Raw genomic sequence first — 17,261 nt, forward strand, 5'->3', positions numbered from 1 at the left:
ATTCCTTTAGGGTTGAGTAAAATCTTGTTTTTATTAATGCTTGTAATGTGTTTTGCTGCAGCATTTACAAAAGCATTGGGCGACTTTAGCCCAATATCACCACTTAATACAGAATGAATAAAACGATATAATAGTAAAAAATGGTTGGCAAATCCATTCAAACGGCAATAGAATCAATAGTTTCAGAGACGTTAATTGAAACCGGGTTCAATAAACGTCTTTTGATTTATGAAAAAAGTCAAAAAAAGCGGTGTTGGGTGTATTCGGCAACCCGGCTGATAATATGGGGGAAAACGAAATGGTAAACAGCGTTATCGTTGTCAGGATTGTGGGGCGCTTTCAACAGGATGAAACAAGGCAGACAGCAAGAAAAAGAAAAAAGAGCTTGCCTTTATGCAGGGCCAGATTGCGGGTCAGGCAGCAGCAGGTTTTCTTATGCGGCTATGGGCAGAATCTTCCCATTGTTAATGCCGGGCTTTCAGTGAAGTTTTAATTCTCATCACATAGATTTACAAGCCGGAATCAGCAATGGTTCCGGTTTTTTGCGTCAATAAATACGCTTGATAGAAACGGGCCAAGCCGTTGCCCGTTGAATTTCGGTAAAGTGTCGGGTAAAGTCAGATTTCAGATTCGTCTGCGGGACGTTTGGGTTTCAGACAGAATGAGCCTCAGGATGCCGCTTACATCCCGCTTAAATGTATCCGTCGAATACAGGCCGTTGGTTTCTCCGTCAGTTGTTTCCTGCCGTATTTACCGCACACAGCGGCTCACCGGCAAAAAAGAATACTGATAAAAGCACAGCCATCACGATTAAACAGCAACACTTGAAACCCGGCCGCATGAATCTTGCCGCAGGGTTTCAAATACCTATGTTGCCAGTCCTGCTGGTTCTTTGAACCCCCGGCCCTACACCTAGAAAATATGGAAAATCATTGAATTTTCAACCCCAAGTATGTTCGGGAGAGATAATTTTTTGTACATTAGATTTAGTTAAATAACCTAAAGACACAACGTTACGTTATCGGCTACGTAAAAAAGTTAGCTCAACACCAATAAATACAGCATTATGAAAAAAGCTCTTCTTGTACTACCTCTTGCAGCTCTTCTCTTTACAGTTAGCAGCTGTAAAAAAGAAGTCCCCGCTCAGGACATCAACAACATTTCCACCACCTACAAACCGCTTGTGGTTAAGTTTTCAGCCACTTGGTGCGGTGCCTGCGGTTCTGTTGGCTATCCGGTTTTTAAAGACATTGCCAGCCAGCACGGCAGCAAAATCACATTGCTCAATGTAAACACAGATGATGATATCAACAGCGGAACACCTCCGGGTGCTGGCGGGCTGCTCAATTATTTCGACGTAAGCGGCATTCCTTCCTGCGGTGTTAACCTGAGTGAGGGCTTCTATCCCGATGTAGCTGATATCAACGACAGCATCACCGCGGTAAGAGCTGTGCACACAAAAGCAAAAGCCGGTATTGGTTTTTCTTTGAAAGTTGAAGGCAACAACGCCGTTATCACTACCAAAACCGTAGCTTTTGAAGCACTCACAGGTCGTTACAGCCTGGCGGTTTATCTTACCGAAGACAACATTGAGGAAGAACAATCAGGTCTTTCAAGCGGTACCGGTAAGTTTGACCACATTTTCCGTGGCGCAGCGGATGGCCAGTCTTGGGGAGCTCCCATCATCACCACCTCATGCGAAGCAGGTGCCGTGTTTGATAAGAAAGTATCTATTCCGATTCCTGCTGATGTGCGTAACCGCAACAACCTTCATGCAGTAGTGGTGTTGTATAAAATCGATCCGACATCATATATGCCGGTTGATGTAATCAATACAAACCACAACTAACCGAAACAGTTATTTATTTTATTCTAACTCCGAAACTGTAGTGGTTTCGGAGTTCTTTTATCCCCCCGATTGTATGAATAAAAGAATCATCTTACTCTTTATCCTCGCGTTCTGCTTTGTAGCGGCCGATCTTTCTGCGGAAGAAGCTAAAAAGAGAAAAAAGAAGCGCCGTAAAAAAAGAGGGAAAAAGGAACTTGCATTTATGCAGGGACAGAAAACAATTCAGCCGGCCACCGGTTTTCTTGCCCGTTCTGATTACGACAGTACGTCTTACGGTTATTTCGGCAACACAAAGGTTGATCCTGGTTTTCCTATTGCTTTTCGTGGTGATTATCACGTAACGGATTTTCTTTCTGCCGGTGCGTTTTTCAATATCTACAGCGAGAAAGTGACGATTACCGATGTGACCGACGAATCAGTGAGCTTCGGCTTCAAACACAATACTTCTACATTTGGCATTCGTTCGGCTTTTCACAAGCCCTTTGGTGCAAAGATCGACGTTTACGGGGGCATTGGTTTGGGATTTACTGCTGTTAAGGTAAAACCCTTCGGCGAAGTCAATCCGATAACACCCAATGAAAAACTCGGAGGTTTTTTCTACAATGTGTATGGCGGATTGGGTTACTACATTATCAAACCGCTTGGTGTTTTTGTAGAAGTGGGTTATGCCACGCCTTGGTATCCGATGATACAAACCGGAATCAGTCTGAAATTCTAATTCAAGATAAATTCTGATAACACACAAGCGGCGGTCTCTGCATGAGACCGCCGCTTGTGCTTTAGAACGCCTGTAATGCCGGTTTAGTTCTGTACCTGCAGCGAGTGAATGTAGTCTTCCAGACGCTCCACAATACGGTCGTAGCTGAACTGCGCCAACGGTGTGGGGTTTACGTTGTGGAATTCCGGATTGTTGTTTTTGCGCAGGGTGTAGATGTTTTGCTTGCCCTCTTCAAAACGGCCAATCGGGTCGATGGTCATGGTGAGAATCTGGTAATCGTAATTCTTCGCCAGTTCATACAGCATGTCGAAGTTTTCGCCCAGACCGGCCACCTCGTCGATGGTCATAAAGCGGATGCCTTTTTTGATCTTGCGGTCCTTGCGGCTCAAACGGTCGGTGTCGATGATTGACAGACGGGCAATGCACAGCAGTGCCAGCATGGTGTAGTTCTGTCCGTTTGATCCGGGCGCATCTTCGCCTTTGGGCGTTTTGAGGCTGATGGAAAGATCGAAATACGATTTCGGGTTGGTGAGTTTGCGGATATCCGGCTTCACGTTTTTGCCATCGCTGTGTTCGAGGAAGGCTTTGAGAATGATGGCATCAGCGCCTTCATTTTCCACCTCAAACATTTTGAACAGGCCCACGTTCTGCGCTTTGGCCGCAATTTGTTTGTTCAGGTTGCGAATCCAGCTGATGGGATATGATTTCGACGGATCGAAGTTGATTTCCACGTAGTGGCCGCCGGAGATTTTGTTCTGGCGGAAGAACTCACGCATATCATCAATACGGTCGCGGTATTCGCTATATACTTCTTCGATTTTGGAGAAGATGCCGTTGATGATTTTGAGCTTGTGGTCGTTAATCTCGTTCATCTTCTGGTTGATGATGCGGAGATGTTCTTCCACGTCGTTCTGGAGATCTTCTTCCACGTTGCTGCCGTCTTTAATAATCTTGGGCAGCATTACTTCGGCCAGTGTCTGGAAATCGAAGCGGTGATTGCCTTTGAGGCGTTCGTCTTCGATCTGGAATTTCTCTTCGCGCAGAATGCCTTCGTAGTTTGTTTCGTAGGCTTTTTGCGTGGTAATAACCGTTACCTGCGCTTTTTTCACGAGGTTTTCTTCAATTTCCTCAGCGGCTTCGGCCGGGTCAAACTCACCAATTTCTTCGGTGTAGCGGGCCAGTGCTTCGCGGTAGCGGTTTTCGAGTGCGGGCATTTTCTCCATCAGGCCAATGAGGCGCTGCTCAAGGCTGCCCTGCTTGCGCGAAATTTCCTGCAGGCGCTGGGTAAACGCGTTGTACATCATCTTCGTGCTGGAATTGTGTTCTTTTTCCAGCGCGCGTATTTCGGCGTTTACTTTTACCTGGCTTTGCTCGCCTTCAGACGGACGCAAGTACGTTGCCACGTCTTTCAGCCAGTCGTTATAGCGTTCATCAAGTGCTTTGCGTTCCTGCTTAAACTCTTTCAGTTCACGCTCTTTGTCGGGCAGCTGTGTAAGTTCGAGCTGACGGATCTGGCCTTCGATGCCCAGAATGTTGCCCTGCGAGTTGTTGATGATTTCATCGGCCTCACGGAGTTTCTGCAATGCGTCTTCCCAGCTCTTCTTCGCTTCTTCATATTGCAGGCGAAGGTTGTTTTTCGGGTTGGTGTAAAGGTCAATGGTAAACTCAAACTCATCGCGCGTAAGCAGCAGCGTATCATCGGGCGAGTAGCGGTTCAGTTCGTCGCGTCGCACCCAAATTTCCGATACCTGCTGGTTAAAGCCGAATTCGGTCAGCAGCTCGCGCAGGCGGCGGTTGCTGTCGCGCTCGGCGGTAAGTTTTTCGAGTTCCTTTTCAATGGTATCGCCGTACTTCTTCAGCTCTTTTTCAATCGTATCCGGATTGTTGAAGAGTTGTTTCTGCACGTAAGGCACATACTCCAGCACACCGCCGAGGTTCACCCAGAAACCGCCCGCATCCTTATCGGCCGGCTTGATGTTTTTATATACTTTATCCGGCTCCGGAATAAAGCGCGTTCCGTCCCGCTTGTCGGTGGGGCGCTGTGTGCTCAGTGCTTTAAAATGCATCAGCACCGATTCTTCCTCTTTGGTGAGCTTACCCGCATTGCGGATGGCCCACTGCGCTACCGAATCCTGATTGGTAGTATCGAAAAGCGGCAACAGCTGTTCAAGGCGGTGAATTTCATTTTCGAGCTGATCCATCAGGCCGTCGTACTCGGCCTGCGCAAGGCGGTAGTCTTTGCTCCAGGTCGAGTCGATAAATGCGCTTTCAATGCGGCGGTCGGCAAGGAAGGTTTCAAAATCGTGGAGTTTGTCGCGGTCGCGTGCCACTTTGTCCTGTTGCGCAAACTGTTCGCGTACGGCCTCAATGGTTTTGTAAATACGCAGCCAGCCTTCCACGCGTTTTACTTTGGTCCAGCGTTCGCTGGCTTCGTCGTATTCGTCCTGCGCAATCTTGTAGGCATTTTCGTACGAAGCGCGGTTTTTATCGGCAAACTCGCGTTGCTTTTTGCGGCTTTCGAGCTCCTGCTCCAGTCTTTCGCGTTCGGCCGTAATGGTGTCGAGTTCGCGTTCCACAGCTTCCATGTTCAGCTCATTCACGCGCTTTTCGAGCAAAATCTGCTGCAGGTTTACATAAGCCGTTTCCTTCTGTGTGCGCACCAGATCGCGGCCTACCACATCTTTTTGCTGGAATGTCCAGCCGGTTTCCAGAAACAATGCACGGTGGTTGGCCTTGTCGCGTTTCTTTTTGTCTTCAAGCAGGGCAAGCAGGCGGTCTTTTTTCAGCTTCACCATTTCATACACGCGTGCGCGGCGCTTGTACTCTTCGTGGGCTTCTTCAATTTCCTTCTTGCGTTTTTCGTATTCCTTGCCCTGATCGTCGTCGTTGGCAAAGAGGAAGTTTTTCAGGTCTTCCGATTTTGCGCCAATGCCTTTACCGCGCGAGAACGACTGGATAATCTGCGCAAAGGTTTTGAGCTTGCGCTCATCCTGGCTCAGATCAATGCTCAGAATCTGGTTGTTGAAAAGCACACGGTGAAACTCGGCCGTGCGGTTGTTGAAATGTTTCAGGTTCATGCCCCGCTTTTCGAGATGCTCTTTCAGCTTGTCGATAGGCAGAATCTGGTTGCCCTGCAGGAAATCGCGGTAAAGCAGAAACTGGTTGTTCGGCTCCAGATTGAATTCCGTTTCCGAAGAAAAATCGAACCCTTTCTGAATAATAAACGGATAAATGGAGCGGGCCGTGGTTTGCACGTGCGTGCCCACAATAATGTATTTACCCTCTTCAATTTCCACGTTCACAAAGGCATAACCGAGGTTGGCGCCGTCGTTTTGTTTGAGAACAATGCCTTCCACAGTACGTTTTTCGGTGGTCATTACATCGGTGCCCGATTCCCAGTATTCTTTCTTGGCCACAAAAATAAGCTGGAGCAGGTCGGCAATAACCGATTTGCCCGAACCCGAACCACCGGTAAAATCGGTGCGGAGCGGGTGCAGCAGGTAGTCGCAGTTGTTGTGATAAATCACCCCAACGGTTGACAGTGAGAAAATGCGCGGATATTGTTTCATGTTCGGATTGTCCGGATGCGTGTGTGTTTATGAGGTCAGTTATTCGGAAGCTTCACCTTCTTCAACCGGGTAAAGCCCGCCGGTGCGCTCTTCAATCGAGTTTGTTTCGTCGATGAGGCGGTCGATGTTGTGAATTTCGTAGGAGTACATGGTAAACAGGCGCTCAATGGAAGGCATAATTTCAAAGAGTTCCTTGTTTCGCGGATCGTAATGTATCCACCCCAGGCGTTCAAACTCTTTCAGCGCATTGCGCACCCATTCGTCAATGGTGTTTTCATCAATATCGGTAGCCTCTTTTTCGCGGCGTTTGGCGAAGAGGTTGTAGATATAATTTTTGTACTCCTCATTGCCTTTAATGAGCTGAATGAGGTCGGGCACATAAATATCGTTGATGAAAAACTTGTCGATGCGGTGAATTTTCAGCAGCAGAATGCCGAGCAGCGTGTATTCGGGCGAAAGCTTTTTGGCGCGTGTTTTTACAATACCGCGGCTTTCGTCGTCGAGTTCGAGGTAGAAATAGCGGGTATAGTCAGAACCTTTGGCGGCAAGGTTTACGCGAAACAGGTTGCGGTAAAACAAACGGATTTCATCTTCATATTTTTCGAGAAAATTGAAGAGTTCCGTCTGGTGCGGGAAGTTCTGAATGTGTTGTCCGCTCTTCAGGGCAAAGTCGAGATCAGCGAACAGGCTTTCGGCTTCATCAGACTCTAAGAAGCCGTACTTTTTAATTGCAGTTTCCATATTCCGATATTGGGTTGTTTGGCATCGAGCACAAATTCTTCGCGCACGGTAACCTCCACATTTTCCATTTTGGTGAATTCCTTGAGTACGAGGGTTGCTGTTTTAATGGCAGCCTCAAGGTCATTGTCTTTGAAGAGAATTTTGTAGTAGTAATCGGCAAAATTCACCTTCTTCTTTTTCTCAAGTTCGGCTGTAATGTCGCCAATCCATTTTTCAATACGGATTTCGCGGTCAATCTGCTGCTGGCGCAGCATGGCCTGGCGTTTCAGGTCTTCCTCGTCCCAGCTCAGATCCTGCACCAGCACCGGCGGCGGATCAAGCAGCTGGTAGTAGTCGATGCTGGTAAGACGCGAGCGGTCGCTGTACAAATCTTTAGTGGTAATGTTTTTGGGCAGAAATACTTCCACCTCGTGCACTGTGCGGTCTTTGAGTTTTTTTGTACGACCATGTTTACTGCTCGAATTTTTGAGCAGGTAAATCAGAAACGCTTCAATCTTGCGGTCAAACTCACGCTTCTCGAAATCGTTGTACAGCTTATTGATTTTTGGTTTAATGCGGTCAATGGTATGGCTCACATTAATCAAACGCTGCTCGATGTCTTTGAAGAAGCTTCGTACTTCGCGTTTGGTTTCGCGGAAGTCAGCTTCATCACTCAGGCTGGCGTCGTCGAGAATCTGCTTGATATCGTCTTTCGAGGAGAAAGCACTTGAGAGTTTGTCGGCCTGTTCTTTGATACGGTCGAGCAGTGCTTCGCAGCCAATGAGCATTTCGCGGAAATTGTCGAACTCGTTTTTCACGAGGTCGTTGAGCTGCTCAACCGTATCTTCAATTTGCGACTGCAGTGCGCGGAGCTGTGCGCTGATGTCGTTTTTGTGTTTGAAGAACTGGGTGTGATACCAGTGGCGGAAATCGTCGATAGACTCGAGCTTTCGTTCGAGCAGGAGCACCAGATCGGAGAATGTTTTCTGGATCTGCGAGGGGTTTATCGCTGTGTGTACCTCGCGTTCCAGCATATCGCAGAAGTTCTCTGCGTAGGTGCTGAGCTGGTATGATTTTTCTTCGAGGTTTTTATCGAGGAAATGGCGCAGCAGGCGGTGCAGTGCCTCGTCGTATTTCTGCGTTTCTTCTCCGCGTGCCGAGGTCATGCCCAGCTCGGTGTACACCTGTTTGATGGTGTCCACGATAATCCGCTCAGGGAAGGTACGGTCTATGGTTCCTGCACGCACTTTCTGAAAGAGTGCAAGCACCACCAGTCCGTCTTCCTGCCGCGGCACGAGCAGGTTGTACCGCTCGCGGAGAATTTTCGGGAAATGCATGGGCCGCGATGTGCGCAAGGCCGGCGGCATGATAGAAAGTTGTTCCATACGTACACAAATTTACCCGCCGCAAGCGTTTATTTGTGCCGTGTTGAAATCTTGTGGAAACAAACCGCGAATGCCTGAAAACACTGCGTTTTTGTTAACATCTTTACCCTACAGAAATTTGGCTTTCCCGGTTTTTTTAAGTAGTACAAAAAAACACCGGGAAAGCCGTAGCAGGCTCCGCAGGTCTGTTTACTGAATGGTGCCGTCGTGAAGCAGGCTGAGCAGCCAGAGCCGCCCGTGTTCCAGTGTGCTGAACACCCTTACTGGAACATCCGGTTTGTGCACACTGATGTAGTGATGCGCCAACTGACGCGCCTCAAGATGGTCGGCCACCAGTGCAAGTGCACCAATCCGCTCAATAAATTTGGGAGAAACGGTAAGATCCAACGCCTCTTTTGCAATGCGGTGCACAAAACGCAGATCAGTTAATAACGCCAGCTTCCGGTCGGTTACCGCACTTCCTCCGGCACCCTGCAGAAAAATCTGCATCATGTCGGTGTAGGATATGTCGGTTTCCGGTAAATACCTGACGTACGAAATCCCGTCGGCGTCCGACCAGGTTTCGGCTTTGTCAGCAATAAATTGCTGATTGAGTTTGTTGTTTTTTAGCGCAGGGGTTGCCATATTTTTAAATAATTCAATAATAGTACGTGAATCGGCCCGTCTTTGTTTAGAATTATCCGCTTGAAAACGGGTAGGAAAAACCACGCTCGACTAAAACCGAGTTACAACACATAAATCCCCGGTTTTCAGGGACAAAAAAAACGCTCAAGAAGTCTGGAAAACCAGTTATCGGGTTGCCAGCAGCCAGGCTCTGGCGGTTTCGGTATCACTAAATATCCGTGTAGGTATTCTGGGCCGGTTAAACTTCATGTAAAAGTTAGCCAGAATACGGGTTGCAGGCGAATCAACCACGATAGCCATAGCCTTCAGCATCGAACTGAAAGAGTTATTGACACCATAATTCCGGGCTTCGTTTGACATGCCTGTGATCTGCCGCGCATCTAGGATCAGCAGAAAGGGTTGTTCGGGTTTATAGGTTTGCCGCGCCAGCTCAGTAAGCTGTATGGCGTCTTCCACCTCAATCAACGCATTCTCAGCCAATACCGCCCAGGATATTCCGTCTTCATCAGACCACATATATCCTTTCCCGGGAATTCCTCGGTAATTAATGCGTGATTCGTTCATTTTTGTGGCTTATACGCTCAATCAAAGGTAAGTTCGCCTACAGTTTTCCTCTTACCAGACATTACATGAAAATCAGATTTAATAATAGGGGTTATTATTAGTTTTGAAATTAAGACGCACTGTCGTTTATTCATGTTTGCAATGATACAGTGTGAGCGCGGGATGTGTATATTATTTTAAAAACAAGCAGATTTCACAGAATTAGTCACAATAAATAAGGATCAGCGCATGCGTATCGTTTCATACATAGTTATCATTTTATTACTGAATACATGTAGTGAGGGATTTGACGGAGAGCCCGAAAGCAAGGAAACAGAAAGCCGAATTACCGGCAATACGTCCGTTTTTGCAGCTAAAGATCGCGCTGCTGCGCAGATAAAATGCAACCTGCTGTTTGAACAGGCCGAAGCTTATTCGCGCCAGGGCCGCGTAAAAGAGTCGATAATGGCCGACAGTACCGCGCTTCGGATTGCTGAAAAAGCCTTGCTTGTTCCTGAAATGATTTCGATAATCAAACGGCTCGAAAGGAAGTATGCGATTCAGCTTCAGCGCACGCAATCGTATCAATTAATAAACAAGGGACTAAAGCTTGCCCGTGAGATTGGAGATAAAAAAGCGGAGATTGATTTCATTGCTGCCCGTGGTATGTGGTATTTCTATGGCGGCGAATTTGATAAGGCCCTTCCCATTTCAGAAGAATGCCTTGCAAAAAGCCGGGCTATTAATTACAGCTTTGGCATATCAAGTGCACTTGCTGATATCGGCAGTATTTACATGAACTTAAAAAACGAAAAAAAAGGCGTTGAATATTTTATGGCCTGCAAACCGTTTGCCGACAGTCTGAAAGGAACCACCTATGAATCGCAAATTTACCAGCTTTTGGCAAGTGCATATTTGGAGAGCAACCAGCATGATTCGGCACAGGTGTATATAAATAAAGCGATACGCACGGCTGAGCTACAGCAGGATAAAAAAGTGTATGCCGCCTGTCAGGCCTCGCTGGCCAATATCTTGATTTATGAAGGCCGATACAATGAAGCAATTGAAGTGGCCCGCCGTTCCATTGCACTTTGCAGGGAAATAAACTTCAAAGCTCAGATCATTAACAACTATGTAATTCTGCGAAATATTGCCCTAAAACAGGGCGACCATAAATTGGCGTTAACGTATTTTGAAGCATACGCCGGATTGAAAGATACGCTGCGGAATGACCAGACACTTTTAAAAGAACAGGAAAAGGAATATGTGTACACGCTTGAAAAAAAAGAGCGTGAAAATCAGTTGCTGCTGCAGAAAAATCAAATTCAGGAATTTCAGATCAGTAAGACGAGATATGTGATTTTCGGATTTATTTTTCTTCTTCTGTTGTTGCTGATGATCGGTACACTGCTTTTCAGACAAGCCCGACTAAAAACGGAAAATTGGAAAATGTCGGCCGAACAAAAGTTGCTTCGCGCACAAATGAATCCGCATTTTATCTTTAATTCGCTCAACTCCATCCGTTATTTTATTCTCAGCAAGCAAAATGCCCAAGCCGAAAATTATCTCGCTACGTTTTCACGTCTCATCCGCAATTCGCTTGAGTCTTCAATTGATGATACTGTATCCGTTGATCGGGAGGTGGAAATGCTGAAAGACTATCTCGGTATTGAGGCGCTGCGGTTTAACGGGGTTTTTGAGTATGAAATACATATTGATGATGCACTTAAAGTTAATACCGTGCGGATTCCGCAATTAATGATTCAGCCCTTTGTGGAGAATGCAATCTGGCACGGGCTGCTTCCCAAAAAGAATAACAGAAAACTCCTTATTCAGCTTTTACCCGGGGCTGATTCGGGGAAAATCAGGTGTGTGATAGACGATAATGGCGTGGGGCGCACTGCTGCAGCACAAAATAAATCATTGCAAAAAGAAAAACACCTGGCAATTGAATTTGTGCAGCAGCGCCTGCTGTTGTATAAAAAAGCATACCACAGCGATTGCAGGCTAACGTTAACCGATAAATTCGATGAAAACGGGGATGCAGATGGATTATGCGTTGTACTTGAGCTGCCCAATTTATATCAGTATAAACTGCCTGTGCGAAATGAAGTATAGCTGCCTGTTTCTGTGGTTGATTATTTGCTCCTGTGCCGGCCCGGCAAGTGATAATTCAACTGAATGCCAAACGCAGGTCGAAGCCTATAATGCTTCCACCCGCAAACACAGTTATAAACATTATCGCGATTTAAGGCTCGCGGCGTGGCAGCTCGGCAATTCCGGCAAGCTGCATGAATCAATTGCGGCCGATAGTGCGGCTCTTATCATTGCCACTCAATTGGGAAACGATACCGCCTGCCTGAGTACGATAAAAGCACTTCAGGCAAAATACTATCAGTTGCTGAACCGGATGCAGGTGCTGGAGCTTTGCAACCGGGGAGTGGCCATTGCAAAGAAAACGGGTAATTATAAAGACATGGCCGATTTGTACTCGGCAATAGGTCTTTGCTATTTTTTCTTTGAAGACATAGATAAAGCACTGGCCGCGCACCGGAAAAGCCTTGAAATAAGCCGGAAAGCGGGATATGAGTTTGGTATTTCCAGTGCATTGGTTGATATCGGGAGCGATTATATTGCACTGAACCGTACTGCCGAAGCCGTTCCTTATTACCTGGAAGTGGAGAAATATGCGCCGCTGTGTAAAGGAACCATATACGAAGCATATATCTACAACTCTGTGGCGGCGGCTTACTGGCTTACGCAGCGTTACGACTCGGCATTTATGTATTCCGAAAAAGCCTTCGCCATTGCCCGCACGCTAGGAAACAGCCGGGGAATTATCAGCATCACAGCTACAATGGCCCGTATCGAGTTGCTGAGAAACAATACGGCAAAGGCCAAACTTTTGGCCGAACAGGCATTGCAGCAAGGCCTCGAAACCCGTTTTGCCATTCAGCTTCCCGCCCTGTACCTGCTGCTGAGCGAAATTCACGAAAAAGAAAAAAACTTCGAGACTGCACACTATTACTTTCGCAAACACATACATCTGAAAGACAGCATTGCCGATGAAAAAACGCTGAAAATTATCCGCAGCAACGAACTCGAAGCCACCATCAGGCAAAAGGAAAACGAAAAAGAACTGTTGCAGCAAAGCAACCAGATCAGTGAACTTAAAGTGCAGCAAACCGGAATTCTGGCCCTTTCGCTGCTGCTGGTTATTCTGCTGCTTGTAATTATTGGTATTGCCCGGCAGCGCCAGGCGGCATTAAAAGCAAACCACCAGTTGGCCATAGCCGGTCAACAGCTTTTGCGCGCACAGATGACCCCGCATTTTATTTTCAATTCTCTCAACTCCATTCAGGCGCTGATTATGCAGAATCAGAATCTGAAGGCAGAAAACTACCTCGGCAGGTTTTCAATACTGCTGCGCAATATTCTCGAAACCGGAAGCCAGCAAAGCGTAACACTGATGCAGGAAATACAAATGCTCAACGATTACCTGCATATCGAGTCGGTAAGGTTCGACGGCCGATTTACTTATTCTATCCAGGCCGACGAAGAGCTTAACCGGCTCAATCCGCGTATTCCGCACATGATGATTCAGCCTTTTGCCGAAAATGCGGTATGGCATGGCTTACTGCCAAAGAAGGGCGATTGCGGGCTTTCTGTGTTATTCAGGTACGAAAACCAAAGTAAACTAACCTGTATCATCGACGATAATGGAGTGGGCCGCGAAGAAAGTGCCGGTTACAAAAACCCCGATTCAAAAAAGCAACAGGCAATATCCTTCACACAAAGTCGACTGGCCATGTTTAATGACCGATACAAAACCCAATGCATATTTGATATTGAAGATAAATACGACCAACACGGGAAAGCACTGGGAACAAAAATTACCATTCAGTTACCGATAATAAAAAAGTAAAATGTACCGAGCGATTATTATTGATGATGAAAAAGCCGGAATAGAATCGCTGATGATTCTGGCCGCCCGATATGCCCGGGATATAAAAATTGTAGCCACCACACGCTATCCCGAAGAAGCGGCGGGGCTTATTGAAGATTATGATCCGGATATCGTTTTTCTGGATGTTCGGATGCCAAAAATGTCGGGGTTTGATTTGCTTAGCCAATTGCCTTCCCGTGACTTCAAACTTGTGTTTACCACAGCTTACAGCGAATATGCCATAAAGGCCATCCGTAATCAGGCATTCGATTATCTGCTCAAACCCATAAGCGATGATATGTTCTGCGAATTTATTGCTTCGCTGGGTGAGAAACAGGATAAGCCCCATAGCGCAGAAGACCACCGACGCAAGTCGATTGAAATTGCCATGAAAGACGGCATTCAGTTTTTGCCTCAGTCTGATATCATCAGGCTTGAGGCCTCGCGAAGTTACACCGAGATATTTATGGATAACGGTGTGCGCCACATCGCCTCGCGCCCGCTCAAAGATTTTGAAAACCGGCTTGATACATCATTATTCTTCAGGTGCCATAAATCGCATATTGTGAACCTTCGCAAAGTGAAGAAATTTGTAACCCAGGATGGTTTTTTTCTGCTCATGACCGACGGTTCGCTCCCCGAAGTTTCGCGTGTAATAAAGGATGACCTGCTGGCGCGTATTCGCGAAAAATAAATTCAGGCAAGAGAACATTCTGCTCTTCCAGGCATTGGCTGCCGGAATCCATATTCCGGCAGCATGAAATCCTATGAATTAAAACGCACTGTTTATGGCTTATAAAAGAGGGGTCAGGGAAACTTATACGGCCATTTGGGAAATCGGCTGTCGGTTTAAGGCAACTGCTGCTGAAATTCATTTTCATAGAGTATAGTTTTGACTTGTTGATATCAGCGATCGATAATTATTCATTTAAAACCAATTCTTATGAAAAAAGCAATTCAACTTCTGGTTCTGGCTTCGGCCGTCTTTACTATTCAGGCAAAAGCACAAACCGGTACACTTACCGGTTGGGGTATGGCAGTATGCAACCAATACAGTTTTTCAATATGTCCGGGTGAAGTTATCACCCCGAACAATTATGGATCACAAAATTTTGTGTGTACAGGCCGCCCGCACGAAGACGTTTCTTTCATCAACCAGGGTCCGCTCTGGCGTGTGGAGTCGCGGACATGGTCATTTACACCTACGCTTTCCGGCGCATTGGTAACCGGTGTTGACCAGAATAACAATCCGGTGAGTATTACACTTCTCGCCAACGATCTGCTTCAGCCGGCGATCTATTCTCCTGTCGCAAATCCGCAGTATGTGGAGTTTTCGGTGAATAATGTCAACACCGGAATTTTGTTTGACAGAAATTCATATCAGATTTCGCTTACGGCCACCCTTTCTGCCTCGTTTTCGCTAAGCCTGAGCAATGGCCTGCTGTCGGGCACGAGCAATGTAGCGGGAAACAGCACATGGAACATTTACAGTACACCCAATGGAATTGGCGGCCCATATACGTTTGTGGCTTCGTTTAACACACCGTCTTTTTCGCTTAATGTGGGCCCGGGTTGTTACTATGTTACGCATACGGTTAATTATTCGCCCTGCGGTACTGCCTGTGAAGCCATGACTGTGTGCAACGCTTCGTGCGATAAAAAACTGCCTGAGGGAAAAATAGGTGTCAATACTGATTTGCCGGTGCTTTTGCAACTTTTCCCGAACCCGGCATCAAATCAGGTAACACTGGAAATTCCATCTACTGATGATACTGAATTTCAGGTGCGCATTTACGACATGAGCGGAAAACTGGTAACAGATATGCGCAAACAGGCTGCAGCCGGAGCCACCACACAGGTAATGCTTGATCTGGGGGCTTACGGTGCAGGCACTTATCTTGTAAAAGTATCGGGCAATAAACTTGGCGAACAACACCGCACGTTGATTGTGGAATAGATCTGCGGCAAACAATTCAGGCAGACATCGGCTCACAGGCTGGTGTCTGCTTTTTTATGCGTAAAGAAGGGTTACCTGTAAGAACCGATATGCATTAACGCATCGCCCTGATTCACTACTGGCTGGTTATTCAGCCCCACCACATACCCGTCGTGCGGTGCGGTTACGGTATGTTCCACTTCGCCGTAAGGATCGCAGATGATGCCCAGCTTTTCGCTTTTTCGCACAGGGGCACCATAGTCAATTGTGGTATGAAAAAGCCCGGAGCTTTTAGCGCGCACCCAGCCCGAATGATTGAGCAGCACGGGTGTGCCCTGCGGCACTTCGGTGTCAATCATGCCGTGGTGATGCAGCAGGCGCAGGCAGCCGTGCAGGCCCTGCTCAATGCTGAAATAATCCATCCGTCGTGATTCGCCACCTTCATACACCAGTATAGGTTTGTTTTGCCTTGCGGCTTCTTTGCGCAGCGTGTTTTCGCGGAAGGGCGAATTGATGATGAGCGGTGCAGCAAACATTTTACCCAGCTCAATATTGCGCGGGTCGTTAAACACGCAGCGTATTTGCGGATAGTTGGTGATTTTGGCGCCGCCGGTGTGAAAGTCCACACCAAAATCAATTTGCGGAATTATGGTTGATGAAAGATCGTGCGCAATGCGGCTGCCCAGCGATCCGTTGCGGCTGCCGGGAAAGCAGCGGTTCAGGTCGCGTCCGTCGGGCAGATCGCGCGAGCCGGCGAGAAATGAAATGATGTTGATTACCGGAATAGCCACCACGCAGCCGCGTTTGGGTTTCATCACATCGGGCCGCTGGATAAGGCGGCGCACTACTTCAATGCCGTTTATTTCATCGCCATGCATACCCGCCAGAAAAAGTACGGTAGGGCCGTCTTCTTTAGCGTTGAAAATAAACACCGGAATTTCAATAAGCGTGTGCGTGGGCAGCTTGTAAATATTCAGCACAACCTGCGCGTGCTGCCCGGCCTGTATGGTCTGGCCCTGAATCTGAAACGGTTTTCCCATCAGTGCAAATGACTGTGAAACTCATTCCGCTCCACGTATTCAATAATTTTTCCGGCAATATCCACACCTGTGGCACCTTCAATGCCTTCGAGTCCGGGCGATGAGTTTACTTCCATTACCAGCGGGCCACGCTTGCTTTGCAGCATATCCACACCGGCAATGGCCAGCCCCAGTTTCTTTACCGCTTTCATGGCGGTGGCTTTTTCTTCGGGCGAAAGCTGGATGAGTTGTGCCTTGCCGCCGCGATGCAGGTTGGAGCGGAAATCGCCCTCGGCACCCTGCCTGCGCATGGCGCCCACAATCTGCCCGTCCACAATAAATGCACGCACATCAGCTCCTTTGGCTTCGGCAATAAATTCCTGCACCAGAATATTTACCTCCACATCCAGAAACGCTTCAATTACTGATTTGGCCGAGTTGTGCGTTTCGGCCAGAATTACGCCGATGCCCTGCGTACCTTCAAGCAGCTTAATCACTACCGGCGCACCGCCAACCTGTTTGATCACATCATCAATATCACGTGCGCTGGCGGCAAATGCGGTTTTGGGCATGCCCAGTCCGGCTTTGGCCAGCAGCTGCAGGCTGCGCAGCTTATCGCGCGAGCGTACCAGCGCCTGCGATTCAACAGTAGAAAATACTTTCATCTGCTCGAACTGCCGCACCACGGCCGCGCCGTAAAACGTAACGCTGGCGCCAATACGCGGAATAACGGCATCAATGCCTTCGAGCGGATGGCCTTTATAAATAATCTGCGGACGGCTTTGCTCAATCACCAGCACACATTTCTGGTGATCGACCACCATAATATCGTGGCCGCGCTCTTTGCCGGCTTCCACCAAACGCTGGGTGGAGTAGAGGTTAGGGTTTCTTGAAAGGATTGCGATGCGCATAAACGAGGCTGATAATAATGGTGTAAGATAGGAAAGTGTAT

13 protein-coding genes are annotated in these 17,261 nt (G+C 47.5%); 6 read left to right on the forward strand and 7 right to left on the reverse strand.

Features of this window, described 5'->3' with window-relative positions; all coding sequences use genetic code 11:
* Window positions 1-1,066 precede the first annotated feature (1,066 nt).
* Window positions 1,067-1,849, forward strand: coding sequence for an Omp28-related outer membrane protein (locus tag IM638_13095; GenBank protein ID MCA6363969.1), 783 nt, complete (start codon window positions 1,067-1,069; stop codon window positions 1,847-1,849).
* Window positions 1,850-1,922: 73 nt separating this feature from the next.
* Window positions 1,923-2,567, forward strand: a complete 645-nt coding sequence (locus IM638_13100) for an outer membrane beta-barrel protein (GenBank protein ID MCA6363970.1) — start codon at window positions 1,923-1,925, stop codon at window positions 2,565-2,567.
* A gap of 83 nt (window positions 2,568-2,650) precedes the next feature.
* Here IM638_13100 and IM638_13105 read toward each other — a convergent pair whose 3' ends face one another.
* The 5 genes from IM638_13105 to IM638_13125 all read right to left on the reverse strand — a co-directional run bounded on the left by IM638_13105 (window position 2,651) and on the right by IM638_13125 (window position 9,429).
* Window positions 2,651-6,136 carry a hypothetical protein gene (locus tag IM638_13105; GenBank protein MCA6363971.1) on the reverse strand — a complete coding sequence of 1,162 codons (3,486 nt, stop codon included), beginning with the start codon at window positions 6,134-6,136 and terminating at the stop codon, window positions 2,651-2,653.
* Window positions 6,137-6,175: 39 nt separating this feature from the next.
* On the reverse strand, window positions 6,176-6,877 hold the full coding sequence (locus IM638_13110) for a chromosome partition protein MukE (protein ID MCA6363972.1): 702 nt from the start codon (window positions 6,875-6,877) through the stop codon (window positions 6,176-6,178).
* Entirely contained in the window at window positions 6,844-8,241 is a 1,398-nt protein-coding gene (locus tag IM638_13115; GenBank protein ID MCA6363973.1) for a hypothetical protein, read from the reverse strand. The genes IM638_13110 and IM638_13115 overlap by 34 nt, the downstream gene beginning before the upstream one ends.
* Before the next feature lie 189 nt (window positions 8,242-8,430).
* On the reverse strand, window positions 8,431-8,865 hold the full coding sequence (locus tag IM638_13120) for a hypothetical protein (protein MCA6363974.1): 435 nt from the start codon (window positions 8,863-8,865) through the stop codon (window positions 8,431-8,433).
* Between the two features lie 165 nt (window positions 8,866-9,030).
* A complete protein-coding gene (locus tag IM638_13125) occupies window positions 9,031-9,429 on the reverse strand; it encodes an STAS/SEC14 domain-containing protein (protein ID MCA6363975.1) in 399 nt (132 codons plus the stop codon).
* 228 nt (window positions 9,430-9,657) lie between these two features.
* On the opposite strand from IM638_13125, the gene IM638_13130 reads away from it, so the two are divergent.
* The 4 genes from IM638_13130 (at window position 9,658) to IM638_13145 (ending at window position 15,311) form a co-directional block, all read left to right on the forward strand.
* A complete protein-coding gene (locus IM638_13130) occupies window positions 9,658-11,526 on the forward strand; it encodes a histidine kinase (GenBank protein ID MCA6363976.1) in 1,869 nt (622 codons plus the stop codon).
* On the forward strand, window positions 11,516-13,333 hold the full coding sequence (locus IM638_13135) for a histidine kinase (GenBank protein ID MCA6363977.1): 1,818 nt from the start codon (window positions 11,516-11,518) through the stop codon (window positions 13,331-13,333). The genes IM638_13130 and IM638_13135 overlap by 11 nt, the downstream gene beginning before the upstream one ends.
* 1 nt (window position 13,334) lies before the next feature.
* Window positions 13,335-14,048, forward strand: a complete 714-nt coding sequence (locus IM638_13140) for a response regulator transcription factor (protein ID MCA6363978.1) — start codon at window positions 13,335-13,337, stop codon at window positions 14,046-14,048.
* A 249-nt stretch (window positions 14,049-14,297) separates the two neighbouring features.
* Window positions 14,298-15,311, forward strand: coding sequence for a T9SS type A sorting domain-containing protein (locus IM638_13145; GenBank protein ID MCA6363979.1), 1,014 nt, complete (start codon window positions 14,298-14,300; stop codon window positions 15,309-15,311).
* Window positions 15,312-15,382: 71 nt separating this feature from the next.
* Here IM638_13145 and IM638_13150 read toward each other — a convergent pair whose 3' ends face one another.
* Together IM638_13150 and rimK are read right to left on the reverse strand one after the other, a co-directional pair.
* Entirely contained in the window at window positions 15,383-16,330 is a 948-nt protein-coding gene (locus IM638_13150; GenBank protein ID MCA6363980.1) for a succinylglutamate desuccinylase/aspartoacylase family protein, read from the reverse strand.
* Window positions 16,330-17,220 carry a 30S ribosomal protein S6--L-glutamate ligase gene (gene rimK / locus IM638_13155; protein ID MCA6363981.1) on the reverse strand — a complete coding sequence of 297 codons (891 nt, stop codon included), beginning with the start codon at window positions 17,218-17,220 and terminating at the stop codon, window positions 16,330-16,332. The genes IM638_13150 and rimK overlap by 1 nt, the downstream gene beginning before the upstream one ends.
* Between the last annotated feature and the right edge of the window lie 41 nt (window positions 17,221-17,261).

This window comes from Bacteroidota bacterium (assembly GCA_020402865.1).
In the GTDB taxonomy this organism is placed as follows: Bacteria; Bacteroidota; Bacteroidia; order Palsa-965; family Palsa-965.